The 19,008-nt window shown below is 68.2% G+C and carries 18 protein-coding genes, 1 tRNA gene and 1 riboswitch; of the genes, 6 read left to right on the forward strand and 13 right to left on the reverse strand.

Annotated elements, in window-relative coordinates; translation table 11 throughout:
* Nucleotides 1–51: 51 nt before the first annotated feature.
* A complete protein-coding gene (locus ACIA8K_RS14805) occupies nt 52–1,908 on the reverse strand; it encodes an acyl-CoA dehydrogenase (RefSeq protein WP_396058870.1) in 1,857 nt (618 codons plus the stop codon).
* A 287-nt stretch (nt 1,909–2,195) separates the two neighbouring features.
* On the opposite strand from ACIA8K_RS14805, the gene ACIA8K_RS14810 reads away from it, so the two are divergent.
* Nucleotides 2,196–2,378: a hypothetical protein gene (locus tag ACIA8K_RS14810; RefSeq protein ID WP_396058872.1), complete on the forward strand. Its 183-nt coding sequence runs from the start codon at nt 2,196–2,198 to the stop codon at nt 2,376–2,378.
* A gap of 9 nt (nt 2,379–2,387) precedes the next feature.
* Here ACIA8K_RS14810 and ACIA8K_RS14815 read toward each other — a convergent pair whose 3' ends face one another.
* Complete coding sequence (locus ACIA8K_RS14815; RefSeq protein WP_396058874.1) at nt 2,388–3,491, reverse strand: PP2C family protein-serine/threonine phosphatase; 1,104 nt, start codon at nt 3,489–3,491, stop codon at nt 2,388–2,390.
* 240 nt (nt 3,492–3,731) lie between these two features.
* On the opposite strand from ACIA8K_RS14815, the gene ACIA8K_RS14820 reads away from it, so the two are divergent.
* The 3 genes from ACIA8K_RS14820 to ACIA8K_RS14830 all read left to right on the forward strand — a co-directional run bounded on the left by ACIA8K_RS14820 (nt 3,732) and on the right by ACIA8K_RS14830 (nt 5,540).
* On the forward strand, nt 3,732–4,274 hold the full coding sequence (locus ACIA8K_RS14820) for a phosphoribosyltransferase family protein (protein ID WP_396058876.1): 543 nt from the start codon (nt 3,732–3,734) through the stop codon (nt 4,272–4,274).
* A gap of 110 nt (nt 4,275–4,384) precedes the next feature.
* Complete coding sequence (locus tag ACIA8K_RS14825) at nt 4,385–4,744, forward strand: S-adenosylmethionine decarboxylase (RefSeq protein ID WP_396058878.1); 360 nt, start codon at nt 4,385–4,387, stop codon at nt 4,742–4,744.
* A gap of 1 nt (nt 4,745) precedes the next feature.
* Complete coding sequence (locus tag ACIA8K_RS14830; protein WP_396058880.1) at nt 4,746–5,540, forward strand: hypothetical protein; 795 nt, start codon at nt 4,746–4,748, stop codon at nt 5,538–5,540.
* A gap of 865 nt (nt 5,541–6,405) precedes the next feature.
* Here the strand turns inward: ACIA8K_RS14830 and ACIA8K_RS14835 are convergent.
* The 4 genes from ACIA8K_RS14835 to ACIA8K_RS14850 form a co-directional block, all read right to left on the reverse strand.
* Nucleotides 6,406–6,780, reverse strand: coding sequence for a type II toxin-antitoxin system VapC family toxin (locus ACIA8K_RS14835; RefSeq protein WP_396058882.1), 375 nt, complete (start codon nt 6,778–6,780; stop codon nt 6,406–6,408).
* Entirely contained in the window at nt 6,777–7,031 is a 255-nt protein-coding gene (locus tag ACIA8K_RS14840; RefSeq protein ID WP_396058884.1) for a type II toxin-antitoxin system Phd/YefM family antitoxin, read from the reverse strand. Before ACIA8K_RS14840 ends, ACIA8K_RS14835 begins: the two co-directional genes overlap by 4 nt.
* Nucleotides 7,032–7,910: 879 nt before the next feature.
* Nucleotides 7,911–7,981: transfer RNA gene (locus ACIA8K_RS14845), tRNA-Gly, on the reverse strand.
* A gap of 52 nt (nt 7,982–8,033) precedes the next feature.
* Nucleotides 8,034–8,543 (reverse strand): pyridoxamine 5'-phosphate oxidase, encoded by a 510-nt coding sequence (locus tag ACIA8K_RS14850; protein ID WP_396058886.1) that lies wholly within the window; start codon nt 8,541–8,543, stop codon nt 8,034–8,036.
* 57 nt (nt 8,544–8,600) lie between these two features.
* Here ACIA8K_RS14850 and dcd point away from each other — a divergent pair, with 57 nt between their 5' ends.
* Nucleotides 8,601–9,188 (forward strand): dCTP deaminase, encoded by a 588-nt coding sequence (gene dcd / locus ACIA8K_RS14855; RefSeq protein ID WP_396058888.1) that lies wholly within the window; start codon nt 8,601–8,603, stop codon nt 9,186–9,188.
* A gap of 156 nt (nt 9,189–9,344) precedes the next feature.
* Here the strand turns inward: dcd and ACIA8K_RS14860 are convergent, their stop codons facing one another.
* From ACIA8K_RS14860 to ACIA8K_RS14890, 7 genes are all read right to left on the reverse strand, one after another.
* The gene (locus ACIA8K_RS14860; RefSeq protein ID WP_396058890.1) at nt 9,345–10,283 is read right to left on the reverse strand and encodes an NlpC/P60 family protein; all 939 of its coding nucleotides are present in this window, start codon (nt 10,281–10,283) and stop codon (nt 9,345–9,347) included.
* A gap of 62 nt (nt 10,284–10,345) precedes the next feature.
* Nucleotides 10,346–10,520, reverse strand: a riboswitch (cyclic di-AMP (ydaO/yuaA leader).
* A gap of 137 nt (nt 10,521–10,657) precedes the next feature.
* Nucleotides 10,658–11,473, reverse strand: a complete 816-nt coding sequence (locus ACIA8K_RS14865) for a LamG-like jellyroll fold domain-containing protein (protein WP_396058892.1) — start codon at nt 11,471–11,473, stop codon at nt 10,658–10,660.
* Nucleotides 11,474–11,599: 126 nt separating this feature from the next.
* Complete coding sequence (locus ACIA8K_RS14870) at nt 11,600–12,463, reverse strand: NlpC/P60 family protein (protein ID WP_396058894.1); 864 nt, start codon at nt 12,461–12,463, stop codon at nt 11,600–11,602.
* Nucleotides 12,464–12,758: 295 nt separating this feature from the next.
* A complete protein-coding gene (locus ACIA8K_RS14875) occupies nt 12,759–13,772 on the reverse strand; it encodes a hemolysin family protein (protein ID WP_396058896.1) in 1,014 nt (337 codons plus the stop codon).
* Nucleotides 13,765–15,054 (reverse strand): hemolysin family protein, encoded by a 1,290-nt coding sequence (locus tag ACIA8K_RS14880; RefSeq protein WP_396059242.1) that lies wholly within the window; start codon nt 15,052–15,054, stop codon nt 13,765–13,767. The genes ACIA8K_RS14875 and ACIA8K_RS14880 overlap by 8 nt, the downstream gene beginning before the upstream one ends.
* Before the next feature lie 147 nt (nt 15,055–15,201).
* Nucleotides 15,202–17,370, reverse strand: coding sequence for a (Fe-S)-binding protein (locus ACIA8K_RS14885; RefSeq protein ID WP_396058898.1), 2,169 nt, complete (start codon nt 17,368–17,370; stop codon nt 15,202–15,204).
* Between the two features lie 215 nt (nt 17,371–17,585).
* Nucleotides 17,586–17,852 carry a cell division protein CrgA gene (locus tag ACIA8K_RS14890; protein ID WP_396058900.1) on the reverse strand — a complete coding sequence of 89 codons (267 nt, stop codon included), beginning with the start codon at nt 17,850–17,852 and terminating at the stop codon, nt 17,586–17,588.
* Between the two features lie 191 nt (nt 17,853–18,043).
* On the opposite strand from ACIA8K_RS14890, the gene ACIA8K_RS14895 reads away from it, so the two are divergent.
* Nucleotides 18,044–18,844: a DUF881 domain-containing protein gene (locus ACIA8K_RS14895; RefSeq protein WP_396058902.1), complete on the forward strand. Its 801-nt coding sequence runs from the start codon at nt 18,044–18,046 to the stop codon at nt 18,842–18,844.
* Nucleotides 18,845–19,008 lie beyond the last annotated feature (164 nt).

Consider the following 19,008-nt stretch of genomic DNA (forward strand, 5'->3'; position numbering starts at 1 on the left):
CGAAAAAAGATCAGCGGGGGTACGCCGTACCCCCGCTGATCTGTGAAGGTCTTAGAACTGGTCCTCGGCGACCTGCATCAGGTCAAGCGTCGCGGCCTGGACCACGCGGCGGTCCGCGCCGAGCCGAGGCAGCACCTCGTGGGCGAAGAATCGCGCGGCCGCGACCTTGCCCTCGTAGAACGCCTGGTCAGCTGCGGAGACCTCGCCGGCAAGCGCGCCGAGCGCCACCTCGGCCTGCTTCTGCAGCAGCCAGCCGACCACCACGTCGCCGAGCGCGAGCAGCACGCGGCGGGAGTGCAGGCCCACCTTGTAGAGCTCGTCCGGCTTGCCGCCCTGCGCGGCGCCGAGCCAGCCGGTGATCGTGGCGAGCATCTGCTGCAGTTCGCCGAGCGCGCGGCCGAGCTGTGCACGCTCGTCCTTGAGCCGGCCGTTGCCGCCCTCGGACTCGATGAACGCCTGGATCTCGCCGGCCACCCGCATCAGTGCCTGCCCGTTGTCCCGCACGATCTTGCGGAAGACCAGGTCGAGGCTCTGGATCGCGGTGGTGCCCTCGTAGAGCGTGTCGATCTTGGAGTCGCGGACGTACTGCTCGAGCGGGTAGTCCTGCAGGAAGCCGGAACCACCGAACGTCTGCAGCGACTCGTGGCTGAGCAGCTCGTAAGCGCGCTCCGAGCCGACGCCCTTGATCAGCGGCAGCAGCAGGTCGTTGACCTTCCGGCCGATCGCGGCCTTCTCCAGGTCGCCGGCCGCCGCCGCCTTCGCCACGCTGTCCTGCCAGGTGGCGGTGTACAGAACAAGCGCGCGCAGGCCCTCGGAGTACGACTTCTGCAGCATCAGCGAACGGCGTACGTCCGGGTGCTTGATGATCTCGACGCGCGGCGCGGTCTTGTCGGACTGGCGGAGCAGGTCGGCGCCCTGCTTGCGGCTCTTCGCGTACTCAAGCGCGTTGAGGTAGCCGCTGGAGAGCGTGGCGATCGCCTTCGTGCCGACCATCATCCGGGCGTACTCGATGATCAGGAACATCTGCCGGATGCCCTGGTGCACGTCGCCGAGCAGCCAGCCCTTGGCCGGGGTCCCGTGCTCGCCGAACGTCAGCTCGCAGGTGTTCGAGACCTTCAGGCCCATCTTGTGCTCGATGTTCGTGGCGTAGACGCCGTTGCGGTCGCCGAGCTCGCCGGTCTCCTCGTCGAAGTGGAACTTCGGCACGATGAACAGCGACAGGCCCTTGGTGCCCGGGCCGCCCACGCCCTCGACGCCGACCGGGCGCGCCAGCACGTAGTGGATGATGTTGTCGCTCAGGTCGTGCTCACCGGACGTGATGAAGCGCTTGACGCCCTCGATGTGCCAGGAGCCGTCCGGCTGCGGGATCGCGCGGGACCGGCCGGCGCCGACGTCGGAGCCGGCGTCCGGCTCGGTCAGCACCATGGTGGAGCCCCACTGCTTCTCGATGAAGAGCTCGGCCCACTTCTTCTGCCGCTCGGTGCCCTCGACGTGCGCTATGTGCGCGAAGGACGGGCCGGACGAGTACATCCAGAGTGCCGCGTTCGAGCCGAGCACCATCTCCGCGATCGCCCACCAGACCGCGCGGGGCGCGGGGGTGCCGCCGAGCGCCTCGGGCAGGTCCAGCCGCCAGAACTCCGAGCCCATCCACGCCTGGTAGGACTTCTTGAACGACTCGGGCAGCGGGGCGGTGTGCGTCGCCGGGTCGAACACCGGCGGATTCCGGTCCGCGTCGGTGTAGCTGGCGCCGAGGTCCTCCTCGGCCAGCCGCCGCATCTCGGCGAGGATGTCCCGGACCGTGTCGACGTCGAACTCGCCGTAGGGGGCGACGCCGAACGAGCGGTCCGCTCCGAACACCTCGAACAGGTTGAATTCGAGATCTCGCAGGTTGCTCTTGTAGTGGCTCATGGGCGCCAGCCCCCGCTTCACGCTCGTTACCGGTCAGTAATAGCCAACTGTATTACCGGCGGGTAAGTACGGACAAGGCCGACGGTTGAGTGACCGCGACCACACGCGCGGCACGATCGGCAGACGGACGCCCGCAATTCACCCTTTTTGGCGTGTTTCTGGGGTGACCTCGACCATCAGGTCAAGCCGCCGCGCCGAACGGACCGCATCCTGGGCCGAGTCCACCTCGTTTGCACGTTACAAACGCCGCTCGGCGCTTGGCCGGGCCACCGTGTGGGAGGACCTCCATGCTGCTCAGCAACATTCGGGGTGCGCTGCGTCAGATACGCCAGGAGCCGGACGAGGGCTACATCGGGCGGCACCGCGCGCCGGAGGATCCGGACGAGGCGCTGACCACGATGCTGCCGCCGATAGCCGCACCGGTCGTTCCCGGGCCGATGCCGGTGCCGGCGCCCCGCCCCGCGCCGTAGCTGCTGTAGTCAGGAGCCGGCGGCGCCGACTTCCCAGCTCGGCATGGCCGCGTTCGCGACGGGACGGGGGCCTGTGTACTCCATCAGCACAAGCGCGATGTCGTCGTCCAGCCGGCCGTGCACCCACTCCTGCAGCGCAGACTCCAGCGAGGCCAGACCGTCGCCCACCGTGCCGTGCCCGACGAGTTGCCAGGCGCGCTCGGCCGTCGGAAAGAACTCACCCTCCCGGCGCGCCTCACCGAGGCCGTCGGTGAAGAGCAGCAACCGGTCGCCGGGCTCCAGCCGCTCCACTCGCGGCTGGGCCTCCGGCCGAAAACCAAGCGGGGGTACGGGCGCCGGCGGGTCCAACTGGATGACCTTGCCACGGCGCAGCAACAGCGGCGCCGGGTGCCCGCAGTTGACGATCGTCAGCGTGCCGCCGCGCTCCTCGACAAGTACCGCGGTCACGAAGTCCTCGTCACCGACGCTGCGGGCCACGGCCCGGTCCAGGTCCGCGACCACCGTGCGCAGGTCGCCACGCTCGAACGCCACATGCCGGTACGACCCGAGCACGATGCTTGCGAGCCGCACCGCGTCAAGCCCCTTGCCACGCACGTCACCGATGATCATCCGTACCCCATAGGGGGTGTCCAGGGCCTCGTATAGGTCCCCGCCGATGTCCGCGGCCGCGGTCGCGGAGATGTAACGCCCCGCCACCGCGAGCGTGCCGACGTGCGGGCCGATCGGCCGCAGCACCGCCTGCTGCGCGACCTGCGCGAGCTTGAACAGCTCGTCGATGCGGCGGGCCTGGCGGTCCCGGATCGTCGCGACCGCGGCCGCGATGCCTGTGGACAGCCCCACACCTGCCACATTGACCGCCGCCGGGAACGAGGGGTCAGAGAGCACGAACGCGGCGCCGACCACTGTGGCCAGCGCGCCCACGGTCAGCACCACCCGCCATGGCGCGAACGCGGCGGCCAGGAACGGCGCGGCCGCGACCAGCCCGACGTAGCTCGCCTTGGAGCCGTCGGCCAACTCGATCACGGACACGAGCGCGAGCAGCGCAACAGCCGCGCCGAGGCCGGCGCGGGATCCAGGACTGATCGGGCGTCGGCCCGTGAGGAGACTGTGCATTGGTCCGGGACCAGCATGCCTGATCGACCAACGGGACTGCACCAACTTGCCCCCTAGTCTGATGCCGATATGGCCGTCCGGTGGGGTGGAGGGGTCTCCCGGATGTCGCCCGATCGAGTCACCCTTGTGGGGTGTCGGCGTGGAGCTCGGCCGACTACAGGAGTGGATCTCGGCCGACTACAGGACGCGCCGGGAGAGCCGGTGGGTTGCACCGTTGCGGCGCGCAGGCAAGATGATCTGGTGTCGTCGGACCTTACCACCGAACTGATCGGCGCATTTCGCTGGAATGATCCGGGCAGGGACTTCCCCCACCTGGTCAGTGACCTCTCCGGCTGGTGGCGCTCACCCACGATCCTGCGCGCACTGGGACCGGCGCTGGCCGCGCTGTTCCGTGACGAGGACCCGACAGTGGTGCTGGCGCCGGAGGTGACCGGCTTCATCGTCGGCCCGCTTGTCGCGGTGGCGCTTGAGGTCGGGTTCGTCGAGGCGTACAAGGGCGGCCACTCCCCGGTAGCCGAGCCGATGACCTGGGCGGACGCGGACCCCGACCACAAGGGCCGGCGGCTCTCGCTCGGCGTGCGGAGCCGGCAACTACGGCCCGGTGACCGTGCGCTGATCGTCGACGACTGGATCACCACGGGCGCCCAGTCCCGCGCGCTCGGCGAGATAGTCGCGGCCTGCGGCGCCGTCACGGTCGGCACCGCCGCTGTAGTCGCCGAGTGCACCCCCGCCGTCGCGGCCGAGCTGCGTGTCCGAAGCATCCTGCGGGCCGAACAGCTTTAGGCTTTTGCGGCATATCTCGTTCGTTTGGTCATCTGGACAAGCGGCTGCGCGACCGCCCACTGTGGACGATCATTTGATCATCCTTAATTATCTGGGCGAATTGAGCAACCGTGTCCGAATTCAGAGATCTGGCCCCCGGCATCACCCGGCAGCGGCTCGTCGTCGAGGGCTACCCGTCCTTCCCGATCACGGAAGCCCACATCCGCACATTCCTGCACGAGCTGTCCCTGGTCACCGGCATGGTGCCGCTGATCCCTCCGGTCACCCACCGTTCCACCCGGTATGGCTGGGCCGGCTGGATCCACTGGGAGACCTCCGGCGCCCACTTCTACGCCTGGGAAGACCCACTGCTCTTCTTCAGCGTCGACCTCTACACCTGCAAGGCCTTCGACCCGACCGCGGTCATCGCGTTCACCGCCGCGTTCTTCGCCGTCGCCTCTCCCGCCGACCTCGTGGCGAAGGAGTTCTGACGTGTCCTACGCACTGTCCCGCGCCGAGATCCGGTCGATGATCCGCCCCGGCGCCTACCCCGGCCGCTTCGCCGCGCTTCTTGCCGGCACCGACCACCCGCTCGCCGACCCGGCACGCTCGATCGAACGCATTGCCTTCGAACAGACCTTCGGCAACGACGCGGCCACCATGTCAGCCGAGTACGGCCCGTACGAGCCGGCCAGCCGCTTCATCATCGTGCTCGACCAGGCCCACCGCCTGCCCGCCGGCGTCATCCGCCTGATCGACGAGTCCCCCGCCGGCCTCAAGTCCCTGAACGACGCCCCCGCCCACATCGGCGGCACGGTCGAGGCCATCCGCGCCCACCACCACATGACAGACGGCCGCCCCGCCGTCGACGTGGCCACGCTCGCCGTACTCCCGGAATATCGGGGTGCACGCTCCGCCCTGGTCAGCACGCTGCTCTACCGCACGCTCTACCGCGTCTTCACCCGCGAGCACATCACCCACGTGGTCGCCATGATCGACCGCGACGCCTACCGCAACCTGCGAAGAATCGGCACCCCGTTCGTACCCATGCTGGCCTCTGGCCCTTTCGCCTATCTCGGCGCAGCCGAGAACCACGCGCTGTACGGCCACTTCCCCGACTTCGGCCCCGCCATCACCCAGAATGCGGCAGCCCTACGCGAATCCGCCCGCCCCACCCTGGCCGACCTCCGCCACCCCCGCCGCCTCCTCTTCCGCCGCGCCGCCGCCCACATCGCCACCAGCATCATCACCGGCAATGGTTTGGACCGCCAGATCCACTTGGACTGACACCGCACCCGGGATAGTCACCAGGCAGATCCACTCCGGCGGACCGGCCAACTCGATCGGCTCACCCTGGTCGAGCATGGCGTTGAACTCGTCCTCGGTCACATCGAACTCCGCCAACTCATCACCTTCCACAAAGCCATGATGCGCTGCGGCAACCCGGCTTGCCGCTTACCCAAATGGAGTAGCCAGCCGTGCGAACCCGCAGGCGATCCCCGCTGAGCGACCACCAGACCGCGGGGTCTGGGGGCTCGGCCCCCAGGGAAAATGCGAGGAGCCCCGGCTCGCGCTTTTCAGCGAGCAAGGGGCTCCCAGCGATCGAGCGAGTGACGGGAATCGAACCCGCACTGTCAGCTTGGGAACTCGCGTAGAGGCCGAATTGACCAAGGTCAAAGTCCTGCGCTCGCCGTGGTGCGACAGCCGGGAGGGAATGCGATCGGCGTTCTCACTCCCCCGTTTGCCGGTCCGCCGCGCGGCCCGCATTCAGCCCCCCTGGATGCGGGCCGCTGCTCGCGCACCTCGACCACATCAGAGGCGACCGAGAAGGCCGGCATCGCCGGCCTGTAACTCCCACGACCTCCGGCACACCGGGAACACCTGGGCGGCCGAGCCCGGCGCGACGCTGCGGGACCTGATGAACCGGATGGGCCGCTCCACCCCCGGGCCGCGCTGATCTACATGCAGAGACAGCGCCGTTCTCGGAAGATCGCCGGCGCGCGCGGCAAGCTCGTGGAGGACATGCCTCGTCGCCTCATAAGGGCGCTGATCGGCCGCACAGCCGCTCTCCGCTGTCTCGACACTCGCGCCGAGAGCCCTCCGACGCGGAACGTAGGCAATGCGATTGGCAAGGTCCGCTGTGGGCGCCCGGTCAGACCTTCAGGAGATCCACGTCGTAGAGGCTCATCGCCGCGTCGCGGGAGGCGAGGGTGAACCTTTCGACGGATGCCTGAGCGATGAGCATCCGGTCGAACGGATCGCGGTGATGCAGTGGGAGCCGACCGGCCGCGATCGCATGTGCGCCGGTGACAGGCAACTCGCGGAAGCCGGCATCGCGAATACGCTCCGCCAGATCGTCCGGTCCCGCAAGCTTGCCAGCGGTCTGCTTGATGGTGATCTCCCACAGGGTGACTGGCGACAGATAGACATCCGGATCATGACGAAGTCGATCGAGGATGTCCTCGCCGAGCGTCGCATCGCCGGTGATAGCCCAGAGCGCCACATGGGTGTCCAGGAGAAGGCTCATCCACCGATCCCGAAGTCATCGGCGATTGCCGCGTTGGTCTCCGGCGAGTCCCAGTCGCCCGAGAGATCGACCTGCCCCGCCAGCGATCCGATGGCGGTGCGATTGACCCGGCGCACCAGGGGAATCACCTTCGCCACAGGTTTACCGGCCCGGTCGATGATGATCTCCTCGCCATTCTCCACGCGCTCGATGATCCGCGATAGGTGAGTCTTCGCCTCATGCATGTTGAAGTGCACTGCCTCGGCGGACATCGCATCACCCCCATGCTTAGCTAACCATCTGGTCCGGACTGTACCCGGCAGTCCCGCCTGATGTCGAAGTCCGAAAACATCGTTCGGATTACCAGAACTCACCAGGCCTCGCGCCTCGCCGGGATCGACGACAGCCGCCCGGACGGATCGAGGGGTCTCGTAGACGGGCTTCAGGTGAACGAGTTCGGCGATCTCGAATCGCCCTGCCTTCCACCTTCATCGAGCTGAACGACTGCGATGATCTTCTCCGATGGCCCCCGATAACCTCCGATCAGCATGACGCGCTTGTCCGTGAGCTAGTCGAGCTGCTGGACGAGCAGCAGCGATCGAGGGGCCTGCCGGGTAACCCAATCGAAGTACGCAGGACGACAGTCGCCGCCTTAGTCGATTAAGTTCATCACGCGGACCACATGGCAGCCGCGGCGAATCCTGCGCTCGCCGCGGTGCAACGGCCGGGAGCGAACGCGCTCGGCGTTCCCCCTCCCTCGTTGTGCCGGTCCGCCGCGCGGCCCGCATTCAGCCTCCTGGATGCGGGTCGCTTGCTTGTGTGCCTCGACCACATCAGAGGCGACCGAGAAGGCCAGCGTCCCCGGTCTGCACTTTCACGACCTCCGGCACCACCGGGAACACCTGCGCGGCCGAGTCCGGCGCGACGCCGCGAGACCCGATGAACCGGATGGCCACTTAGTCGGGCTGCGCTGATCTACATGCACAAGACCGCCGGCCGTGATCGGAGGATCGCCAATGCGCTCGGCAAGCTCGTGGGGGACGCGAAGGAGAAGGACACGCGGAACCTGGGGGCACGAGCCCCAAAAAAAGATCAAAAAGACAAAGGCCCAGGCTGCGGATCGTACCGCTGACCTGGGCCTTTGTTCGCTGAGCGGGTGACGGGAATCGAACCCGCACTGTCAGCTTGGGAAGCTGATGTTCTGCCATTGAACTACACCCGCGAGGTGCCGCCTCACTCTACCTGGTTGGTCGACAGGTGCGCGAGCGCCATCCTCACGCCGCACCGCCGATGACGATTTCGACGCTTGGGGCGTGGTCGCGCCAGACCTGGACGGCGGGGCGGGCGTTGGCGTTGGCGGCCAGGGGGGTGGCGCCGCCGCGGCCGTGGCGGGCGAGCATGGCGACGTCGATTGTGAATTCGTAGAGGCGCCAGTCGACGTGGGGTTCGGCGCGGAGGTCGCCGGCGAGGCGGTGGATGCGGGCGATGTCGGTGACCGGGTGGGCGTAGCCGGCGAGGTAGGCCTCGTCGTCGCTGTCCTCGGGCGGGAAGCTGTGCAGCGCGTAGCGGCCGTCGAGGTCGAGGTCGCGGCGTTTGGGGGAGTCGACGATGAAGCAGAAGAGGCCCTCGGCGGTGATGACCGGGGAGACGGGGTGGACGCGGGGGCCGCCGTCGGAGCGGACGGTGGCGAGGTAGCCGAGGCCCGGACCGTACTGCTGCATGAGGGAACGGATGGCGGTGGCCAGTCCGGGTTGTTGAGCGGCGAATGTGGTCCAGGTAGCCATGCCGCAATCCTATCGAACACACGTTCGAACAACCAGGCCAAAAGGTAGGGTGTCCGGATGCTCCTCTCCGACCGGGACCTCGTCGCTGAGATCAAGGCCGGCACGCTGGCCCTCGATCCGTTCGAGGCCGCGCTGGTCCAGCCGTCCAGCATCGACGTGCGGCTTGACCGGCTCTTTCGCGTCTTCAACAACCATCTGTACACGCACATCGATCCGTCGGTGCAGCAGGACGAGCTGACCGCGGAGGTCGACGTCCCGGCGGGGCAGCCGTTCGTGCTTCACCCGGGAGAGTTCGTGCTGGCCTCCACGTTGGAGGTCATCTCGCTCGGCGATCAGCTGGCCGGGCGGTTGGAGGGCAAGAGCAGCCTGGGCCGGCTGGGTCTGCTGACGCACTCGACGGCCGGGTTCATCGACCCGGGGTTCAGCGGCCACGTGACGCTTGAGCTGTCGAACGTGGCGAACCTGCCGATCATGCTCTGGCCGGGCATGAAGATCGGGCAGCTGTGCATCTTCCGGCTGTCGTCGCCCGCCGAGCACCCGTATGGCTCCGAGGTCTACGGCTCCCGCTACCAGGGACAACGCGGCCCGACCCCGAGTCGCGCCTGGCGCAACTGGCGCACCTGGCCGACCGCGTCTGCGGAATAGACCCGGAAGATCAAGATCCGGATATACCCACTCTGTGGGTGGTCGCGGCCCGCACGCTCCCGCGGGCACCGGTTCCGCGGTGGCCGGGAAAAGCAACGAGCGGGAAGATCAGAGGACTGATCTTCCCGCTCGCGTAGTAGCTGTGGCGAGGCGCTGCTAGAGCGGACTGCCGAAGCTGTGGATCTCCATCGCGTCGATCTTCATCATCCGCACCGGTTCCGCGGGGTTGGGCGCATGGACCACCCAGCCGTTCCCCACGTACATGCCGACGTGACTCAGGTCGGAATGGTAGAAGACGAAGTCGCCGGCCTGCAGGTTCGCCCTACTCACGGACTTCATCAGCCCGCGTTGTGCGGCCGCGTTGTGCGGGTACGAGATGCCTGCCTTGTTCCACGCCGCAAGCATCAGGCCGGAGCAGTCGAAGGCGTCCGGACCGGCGGCGGCCCAGACGTACGGCTTGCCGATCTGTGCGCAGGCGAACTTGACCACGGTGCTGCGCTTGCCGCCCGGGTACTCGTACGGGCACGGCGCCGGGGCCAGCGAGCCGCCGCCACCGTTGCCGTAGACCTGGATGCGGAGGTCCTGCAGCTCGTCGACCTTGGCGTTGATCTCCGTGGTCTTCGCGGCGAGCTCGGCCTCCTGCTTGGTGAGGTCGACGATCAGCGCGTCGAGCGGCGCCTTCTCCGACTCCAGCTGCTCCTTGAGCGCGACGACCTGGGCGATGTCCCGGCTCTGGACACGCGCGAAGTGGTCGAGCATCTCCAGCTGGTCGGTGAACGTGGTCGGCGAGCCGGTCATCAGGATCGACCCGATCTCGCTCGCCGGGCCGCTCTTGTACTCCTCGGCGGCGATCGTGCCGACCCGGCCCATGACCGCGTCGACCTGCGACTTGAGCGGTTGGATCTTCACGCCGAGCGCGTCGGCCTGCTTCTTCTTCTTGTCCAGCTCCTGGCGTGTCGAGTTGTGCTTCTCGATCGTCGGCTCAAGATCATGCCAAGCCTCGTCGATCTGCTTTTCCACCTCGGCCACGGACGGTTCGGCATGGGCAGCGGTACCGCCGAGCATGACCACCATCACGGTGGCCAGGGCGGACATCGCGCCGACTATGACGGACCGATTTCGGAGCGCAGCAATACCTGCCACCGAAGTCAAAGCTCCCTTGTGTCCCTGACCGCCTACCGGGTTAGCTGACGGGTTCGGGCGTGATGAGGCCGGTGCAGTAGCGCTCATCACAGGGTCATCGCCCTACCGTCGGTGGTGACCGACGGATTCACCCCACGTGCTGCTTGGGTCCCCGGTTCATCCTGATGGACGACTCAGCGGTGTCGGGCTCGCGTCGATCGGGGGTGATCGCCCTTCATCGAGCCCGGCGAACCCAAGGTTAGAGAGGCAAAACGGGCACCGCAAGCGGATCGAACCCATAAATCGGTACGTACAAACGCAGTCGCACTACGTTAGGAAACTGTCTGTCAATTGATAGTCACATATACATCGTCGACCAGGCCCGCATATTGATCGTTGTTCACGGTCACGCTCTTACCGCCGATTCTCAGCGGCTCCGCATTGACGATGGACAGGTTGGCCGGCAGCTTCGTGGACCCGCGCGCCACGCCGTCCACGCTGATCGCCAGCGCCGCGCCGGCGCGGGTGCAGCCGAGCGCGTGCCAGCGGCCGTCCGCGACCCGTACCGGCGCCACCACCCGGTAGATGTGGGTCGGGCTCGCCACGACGCAGCTGGGCCGCCCGGCGACACCGTCGACCTGAAGCTTGTACTGGGTGCCGCCGCCGACGGAGAAGCCCTTCTGCACCACGTTCGCCCCGTCGGCGGTGTCGGCGGGCCGCATCAGCACGGCAGCGCCGTACTGGAGCCGCCGGACGCCGGGGTTGAGCGCGGCCGGGTCGCCACCCTCCAGGATCGTGCGCGGGCAGTTCTGCGGGAGCGCGGTGCAGCGTGCCGGGAAGACCGCGGCCCAGCCGGCGCCGTGCCGGGAGAAGCCGAGCGTCCCGCCGACCGCGGCCCTGGCCCGCAGCGCGTACCGGCCGGAGGCGTCCATGACCTGCTTGCCCGCGCCGCCGTCGAAGGTGTAGCGCACGGCGACCGGCGCGCGCACCGCACGCGCCACGGCGGAGGCGGGGACTGTGGTGATCGACGCCGCGGGGACGGGCGGCGGGGCCTGGTCGGAGGTCACGGCCACGCCGGCCAGCAGCGCGAGGACCGCACCCCCGGCGGCAGTCACGGCCACCCGGCCGGTCAGCCTGCCCCAAATTACGTATGATTCGGACATTCCACCATTGTGGGGAGTGACTGGTGTGCCGCTCGCGAACCCACCGGGGACCTCAATGGAAATCATGCAAAAGCAGGAGCCCCCACCGGCCGTCCGGTGAGGGCTCCCGCCTGAGAAAACGAGTCGTCAGCCGAAGCGGCGGAAGCCGACCACCGGCAGCACGTTGATGCTCAGCACCTCGACGGACATGCCCGGCTGCGGCGCGTGCACCATCTTGCCGTTGCCCAGGTACAGACCGTCGTGGCTCAGACCGCTGTAGAAGAAGACCACGTCGCCGGCGCGGGCCTGGGCCGCGCTGACCGCGGTGCCCATGTTCCACTGCGCGGTGGTGCTGTGCGGGAGGCCGACGCCTGCCGCTCCCCACGCGTAGGCGACCAGGCCGGAGCAGTCGAACGAGCCGGGGCCGGCAGCACCGTACACGTACGGCTTGCCGATCTGCGCGCACGCGGTCGCCACGGCCGTGGCCGCCGCACCGCTGGCACCGGATGCCGAGCACGAGCCGCCGGAGGTGCTACCGCTGCTGGGCACGTTCGCCACCGAGCCGTACGCCTTCTTCTGCAGCTCCTCGAGCGCGTCGATCTCCTTCTCGACCTCCGCCTTCTTCGCGGAGAGTTCCTTGTCCCGCTTCTCCTGGTCGGAGACGACCTTGTCGAGGTCCGCCTTCTGCTTGTCCATCTCGCTGCGGGCCGTGGTCACGGCCGAGATGTCCGCACGCTCGATCTCGGCCAGCCGGTCGAGGTAGATGAGCTGGTCGGTCAGCGCGGTCGGCGAGCTGGTCTTCAGGATCGAGTTGATGCCGGAAGCGGGACCGGCACGGTACGACTCGTTGGCCAGCTGGCCGACCTTGTCGACCGCGACCTTCATCTGGTCGTTGAGCGGCTGCATCTTCGCTTCCAGCTCAGTCCGCTTCTTCTGGTTGGCCTTGAGTTCGCCGTGGACCTTGTTGTATTCCTCGATCGTCGGCTCGAGCTCCTGCCATTTCTCGTCCATCTGAGCCTCGATCTGCGCGAGGGTGGGCTCAGCGTGGGCGGGAGCGGCCAGGAGCGTCAGGCTGAAGAGAACAGCCGCGCCGGTGGAGAGGAATGCACGAGTCGCAAGACGATGGGGACGCAACGAGAGCCTGGGCGTCACCGGGGCTCGCCTCCGAGGGGGGTGAGAGGTCTGCCGGACGAGGAGTGGATTTGGTGCCGGCGGGGGACGAGGCCTCACCTTAGGTCGTTTACCCGTCCGTTATCAACCCAATGGCGATTACCAATTCGTACAGCATCCGAGCACTCACGAATCGTTACGCTAAATCGCCACCAACTACCGCAGTGAGCACATCGTCTAGTGTCAGAATTCCGAGCGGCGCACGGCCGTCACTGACCAGCACCATGTGCCGGCGTTCGCGGCGCATACCGATGAGCAGATCCGCGAGGGTACGGTCCGGCGGCACCACCGCCAGCGGGCGCACCACTTCCGGGGGCACCGGCAGCCGGCGCGCCGCCCCCTCGTACCCCAGGATGTCTTTGACGTGGATGAATCCCAGCACCCGCCGCGTCGAGCGCTGCACCACCGGGAAGCGCGACCGCCCGGTCCGCGTGGACAGCACCTCAAGCGACGCCGGCGACACGTCCTCGGACACCGTCACCACGGTCAGCCACTCGCGGAGCGCGTCCGCAGCGGTCTGCCTGCTCATCGCGAGCGCGCCGGTGATCCGCGCGTGCTCCTCGCTGCCGAGCAGGCCCTCCGCCTGCGCCTGACTGGCCAGCCCGGCCAGCTCCTCCGCGGTGAACACGGTCTTCGCCGCGTCCGCCGCCTCGATCCCCCAGATCCGCAGGATCTGCCGGGACGCCCACTTCATCGCCAGCAGCAGCGGCTTCGTGGCGGTGCAGAACGCGAGCATCGCCGGGCCGAGCCAGAGCGCGGCCGGTTCCGGTCCGGCGAGCGTGATGTTCTTCGGGACCATCTCGCCGAGCACTGTGTGCAGGCCGACGACCAGGCCGAGCGCGATCGTGAACGCGATCGGGTGCACGGCCGGCTCCGGCACGTGCAGCGCCTGGAACGGCACCTCCAGGAAGTGCGCGATAGCAGGTTCCGCGATCGCGCCGAGGCCGAGCGAGCAGATCGTGACGCCGAGCTGGGCGCCGGCGATCATCAACGGGATCTGGTTCATCGCGGTGAGCGCGAGCCGGGCCTGCGCGGACGTCTCGGCCAGCGGTTCGAGCACTGTCGGCCGCGAGGCGATCAGTGCGAACTCGCCGCCGACGAAGAACGCGTTGCCCAGCAGGAGGAGGACGGTCAGGCCGATCTCAAGCATCTGGCGCCACGATCCTGACCTGCTCGATCCGGTGCCGCTCGACCTCGATCACTGTGAACTCCCAGCCGTCGGCCTCGACCGTCTCGCCGGGCACGGGGATGTGACCGAGCCGGGCCATCAGGAAACCGCCGAGCGTCTCGTAGGGGCCCTCAGGTAATCGGAAGCCGGTCTGTTCACGCAGTTCGTCTTCACGCAGCACGCCGTCGACCAGGCTGGTCCGCTCGTCGCCGGGCGCGGTCAGCTCGTCCGGGAGCAGTTCCGCGACGTCGTGCTCGTCCGAGATCTCGCCGACCAGCTCCTCGACCAGGTCCTCCACTGTCACCACACCGTCCGTGCCGCCGTACTCGTCGACCACGATCGCCAGGTCCGCGTTGCCGGCCCGGAGCGCGGCGAGCACACCGTCCAGGTTCAGGCTCTCCGGGACCAGCACCGCCTCACGGGCGACGGTGGCGACAGTGGTGGTGGCACGGCGGTGAAGCGGCACGCCGAGCGCGTCCGGCACGCCTACTACGCCGGTGATCTGGTCAAGCGTCAGCTCGTAGACCGGGAAGCGGGTGTGCCCGCTCTCCCGGGCCAGCGTGATCAGCTCCGCGACCGTGTGCGTGGACCGCAGCGCCACCACGTCCACCCGCGGCGTCATCGCCTCGGCCGCGCGCTTGTCCGCGAACCGGATGGTGCGCCGCAGCAGCGTGGCGGTCTCCACCGACACCTCGCCGGCCTGCGCCGAGATGGTGGCGAGCAGGCCCAGCTCGTCCGCGGAGCGCGCGCTGGCCAGCTCCTCCTGCGGCTCGACGCCGAACCGGCGTACCACCCAGTTGGCCGCGTTGTTGAGCGCGCGGATCAGCCAGCCGAAGAGCACCGAGAAGACGCGCATCGGACCGGCCGTGACCAGCGCGGCGCGCATCGGCCGGGCCAGCGCCGCGTTCTTCGGCAGCAGTTCGCCGAAGAGCATCGAGAACAGCGTGGCGATCACGAGCGCGAGCAGCGGCGCGACCGCCTCGACGCGGCCGCCGAGGATCGGGCGCAGCGCCGGGTCGATCAGGCTCGCCAGCGCGGGCTCGGCCAGGTAGCCGGTGAGCAGCGCCGTGATCGTGATGCCCAGTTGCGCGCCGGAGAGCTGGAAGGAGAGCTCGTGCAGCGCCGCGCGCACGCCCCGGGCACCGCGGTCGCCGGCGTCGGCGCGCCTGTCAATCTCGATGCGGTCCACCGTGATCAGCCCGAACTCGGCCGCCACGAAGAACGCGTTACCGGCAGTGAGCAGGACAAATGCGACCAGCGGCAGCAGTGTGGTGAGTAGGAGCCCGTCGATGATCGATTCACCTCGGCCTTAGTCTGCCGGACGGATGCCGGGTCCGCAGACGACCGCGGCACCTGAGGTAGATCCTTGTCTGCCTCGGGTGCCGCGGTAAAGCATCAAAAGCTCAAAATCTCACGCAGAGGGTACGTTGCCCGCCTCGGGCGTCGTGGTGATCGACCGCAGCAGCACCGTCGCGACGTCCACGACCTCGACGTCCTCGTGCTTACCCTTCGCGTTCACACCGTCGCCGAGCATCGTGAAGCAGAACGGGCAGCCGACAGCGATCGTCTTCGCGTCGGTGGCCAGCGCCTCCTCGGTGCGCTCGATGTTGATCCGCTTGCCGATCTTCTCCTCCATCCACATGCGCGCACCGCCGGCGCCGCAGCAGAAGGAGCGTTCCTGGTTGCGCGGCATCTCGGTGAGGCCGTCCTTGACCGCGGACCCCAGCACCTCGCGCGGCGGCGAGAAGACCCGGTTGTGCCGGCCCAGGTAGCACGGGTCGTGGTACGTGACGCCGCCGTCGATCTGGTTGACCGGCGTCAGCTTCCCGGTCGCCACCAGGTGGCTGAGCAGCTCGGTGTGGTGCACGACCTCGACCTCCAGGCCGAGGTCGGAGTACTCGTTGCCGAGCGTGTTGAAGCAGTGCGGGCAGGTGGCGACGATCTTCTTGACGTTCGCCTCCTTGAGCGTCTCCACGTTCTGCTGGGCGAGCATCTGGTAGATGAACTCGTTGCCGATCCGCCGGGCCGGGTCGCCGGTGCAGGTCTCGCCCTCGCCGAGGATCGCGAAGTCGACGCCGGCCTCGTTGAGCAGCGTGGCGACCGCGCGGGTGGTCTTCTTCGCCTTGTCCTCGAACGCGCCGGCGCAGCCGACCCAGAAGAGGTACTCGAAGTCCTCGTCGCCGCCGGCCCGCTTGATCTCGAAGTCCAGGCCCTTGGTCCAGTCCTCGCGGGTGTTCTGCGGCGAGCCCCACGGGTTGCCCTTGTTCTCCAGGTTGCGCAGCATCACGCCGGCCTCGGAGGGGAAGTTCGACTCGATGAGCACCTGGTAGCGGCGCATGTCGACGATGTGGTCCACGTGCTCGATGTCGACCGGGCACTGCTCCACGCAGGCACCGCAGGTGGTGCAGGACCAGAGCACGTCCGGGTCGATGATGCCCATCTCGGCCTCGGTGCCGATCAGCGGGCGGTTGCCCTCGGCCACGGCAAGCACGTCCATGTGCGCGAGCTGGGCCGCGGTGGCCTTCTCCTCGCCCGTCAGGTCCTTGCCGCCGCCGGCCAGCAGGTAGGGCGCCTTGGCGTAGGCGTGGTCCCGGAGCGACAGGATCATCAGCTTCGGCGAGAGCGGCTTGCCGGTGTTCCACGCCGGGCACTGCGACTGGCAGCGGCCGCACTCGGTGCAGGTGGAGAAGTCGAGCAGGCCCTTCCAGGTGAACTGCTCGACCTGGTTGACGCCGAACTGGTCCTTCTCCGGGTCGGCCTCCTCGAAGTCGAGCGGCTTGCCCTCGCTCATCATCGGCTTGAGCGCGCCCAGCCCGGACCCGGCCGGCTTCGCGGGCTCCCGCTTGAAGTAGATGTTGAAGAACGCCAGGAACCGGTGCCAGGCGACGCCCATTGTGACGTTGAGCGAGATCACGATGAGCCAGGTCATCGACACGATGATCTTGACCATGGCAACGACGCTGGCGCCCGCCTCCCAGTCCGGCAGCACGGCGCCGATCGCGTGGCTGACCGGCGCGGCCCAGACCGGGTAGGCGAAGTGATCGGTGGCGACCTTGAAACCGCGGATCAGGAACCCGAGGATCAGGACCAGCAGCACGATCCACTCGACGAAGTAGCCCTGCCACATCGACGAGCCGGTGAAACGGGAGCGGCCGCCGGGGCGACTCGGCCGATTCGCCAGGCGCACGGCCATCAGATAGACGATGCCGACGATGCCGAAGACCGCGATCCACTCGGTCGCGAAGCCGAAGACCACCCAGTGACCGATGATCGGCAGTTCGCCGGTGGGCGTGACGACCTCGAAGTACGCCTCAAGCACCAGCAGTGACAGCACGATGAAGCCGACCATCACGAACCAGTGCGCGGCGCCGATCAGGCCCCACTTGAACATGCGGGTGTGGCCGGCGGTCTCCCGCAACATGACCACGGTGCGCGACAGTGGATCGGCCAGCCGTTCCGGCGCGGGTTGCCCGAGCCGGATCACCTGGACAATCCGGCAGACCGCGCGTACCGCAAGCACGACGGCGACCGCCGTGATGGCGAAGGCGACGATCGTCGTCACGATCTGGACGCTGCCCATGCGAAGGCCTCCCGGAACTACGGCTGAGATACGGCGGCGACACGAGTCTCACCGCAGCCTACGCGCCCGGTTACCCACGGGTAACACAGGCTCGCCGTAACGTGAAGCATCGCAGCCGACGGGGATCACCCTAGGTTGTACACAGGCAGGCGGAGGCCCGACGCGCAGTGTGATCCACCACGCCCGGCCCCCGCCCGAGGGTGTCTACCGGCTTCTCAACGCCAGCGCGTGAAGACGATGAGGGAGGCGACCATCGAGCCGAAGCCGACGCCGAGGTTCCAGTAACCCCACGACGCCACCGGGTACTGCTGGCTGGACAGGTAGTAGAGCACCAGCCAGCCGATGCCTGCGATCAGCAACGTACAGGCCAGCGCGGGCACCCACACCGGGCTCGGCTTGCCAGCCGCCGCACCGGTCGTCGTCGGCCGGATGTCGGCGGGCGGGGTGTAGACCTTCTTCTTGCGGACCTGTGACTTAGGCACTGCAATCTCCTGTGGTTGCCATCGTGGCGCCGGGTCGCCTGCTGACCAGGCGACCGGTTGGCAGCGGCGGTGGTCCGTGGCGAAATACTGTTCGTTCGTTAGCGTAGTCAAGGCGGCGCGCTAAAGCATCGACGGGCCGCAAAGAAACTGTGACAGCTCGGCGGTCCAGGGACGGGAAGGTCGAAAGACGCGTGGAGTACACCGACGACGTCAGGTCGTGGCGGCAGGTGCTCGGGCGCGCGACCGGGGCACTGCGGCCCGGCCGGCGCGGCCGCAAACCGACCGTCTGGTCCATCGGCACACCCGTGATCGCGCTGGCCGCGGGCCTGTTGTTCACCACAAGCGCCACCACGGCGGCCGGCACCGCGCTCCGCGAGGACCGCCGCCCCCAGCTGACCCAGCTCATCGAGGACGAGCGGGACCGGGTGGAGACCGTCGAGGAGCGGGCCGCCGCGCTCCGCGACGAGATCCGGGCGAAGACGCTCGCCCAGGGCTCCTCGGACGGCTCGGTCCAGGCGCAGAACACCCGCGCGGACGGGTACCAGCAGCAGGCCGGCTTCACGGCGCTGGGCGGGCCCGGCGTGCGCGTGGTGCTCGACGACGCGCCGCGCACCGGCTCGACAGTCGGCGCCACGAATGATGACCTGGTCGTCCACCAGGGCGACGTGCAGGCCGTGGTGAACGCGCTCTGGTCCGGCGGGGCCGAGGCGATGTCGATTATGGGAGTACGGGTGATCTCCACCAGCGCGGTACGCTGTGTGGGCAACACGCTTCTTCTGCACGGGCGGGTCTACTCCCCGCCCTACGAGATAATCGCGATCGGTGATCCGGAAGTGATGCGGCAATCCCTCGCCGCCTCGTCCGGGGTCCAGGCCTTCCGCCAGGCGGTGGCCGACTATGGACTCGGTTACCGAGAGACCGTGGAAGGGACCACCACCGTGCCGGCGTATGACGGATCCACCGCCCTGCGCACGGCGACGGTCCCTGAGTGACCCCGATGAACGGCGAAACCCCTCCGCGGCGGCGCACGCAGCCCGCGACGTACGCGGCCAGCACGTATACGTCGCCGGCCGCCCGCCAGGAGGAGCCCGAGCCGCCCGCCGCGGACGGGACCGCGATAATTCCGCGCGTCTACGGCGGCAACGCGCCGAACCCG

Origin of the sequence: Catenuloplanes sp. NPDC051500 (genome assembly GCF_044454585.1) — a bacterium.
In the GTDB taxonomy this organism is placed as follows: Bacteria; Actinomycetota; Actinomycetes; order Mycobacteriales; family Micromonosporaceae; genus Catenuloplanes.

What these genes read in the sequence shown, in the direction of transcription:
- ACIA8K_RS14865 (WP_396058892.1), bottom strand. Translation starts at nt 11,473, where the DNA reads ATGTCCGAATCATACGTAATTTGGGGCAGGCTGACCGGCCGGGTGGCC.
- ACIA8K_RS14850 (WP_396058886.1), bottom strand. Translation starts at nt 8,543, where the DNA reads ATGGCTACCTGGACCACATTCGCCGCTCAACAACCCGGACTGGCCACC.
- ACIA8K_RS14860 (WP_396058890.1), bottom strand. Translation starts at nt 10,283, where the DNA reads ATGTCCGCCCTGGCCACCGTGATGGTGGTCATGCTCGGCGGTACCGCT.
- ACIA8K_RS14870 (WP_396058894.1), bottom strand. Translation starts at nt 12,463, where the DNA reads ATGGACGAGAAATGGCAGGAGCTCGAGCCGACGATCGAGGAATACAAC.
- ACIA8K_RS14875 (WP_396058896.1), bottom strand. Translation starts at nt 13,772, where the DNA reads ATGCTTGAGATCGGCCTGACCGTCCTCCTCCTGCTGGGCAACGCGTTC.
- ACIA8K_RS14810 (WP_396058872.1), top strand. Translation starts at nt 2,196, where the DNA reads ATGCTGCTCAGCAACATTCGGGGTGCGCTGCGTCAGATACGCCAGGAG.
- ACIA8K_RS14835 (WP_396058882.1), bottom strand. Translation starts at nt 6,780, where the DNA reads ATGAGCCTTCTCCTGGACACCCATGTGGCGCTCTGGGCTATCACCGGC.
- ACIA8K_RS14885 (WP_396058898.1), bottom strand. Translation starts at nt 17,370, where the DNA reads ATGGGCAGCGTCCAGATCGTGACGACGATCGTCGCCTTCGCCATCACG.
- dcd (WP_396058888.1), top strand. Translation starts at nt 8,601, where the DNA reads ATGCTCCTCTCCGACCGGGACCTCGTCGCTGAGATCAAGGCCGGCACG.
- ACIA8K_RS14815 (WP_396058874.1), bottom strand. Translation starts at nt 3,491, where the DNA reads ATGCACAGTCTCCTCACGGGCCGACGCCCGATCAGTCCTGGATCCCGC.
- ACIA8K_RS14805 (WP_396058870.1), bottom strand. Translation starts at nt 1,908, where the DNA reads ATGAGCCACTACAAGAGCAACCTGCGAGATCTCGAATTCAACCTGTTC.
- ACIA8K_RS14840 (WP_396058884.1), bottom strand. Translation starts at nt 7,031, where the DNA reads ATGTCCGCCGAGGCAGTGCACTTCAACATGCATGAGGCGAAGACTCAC.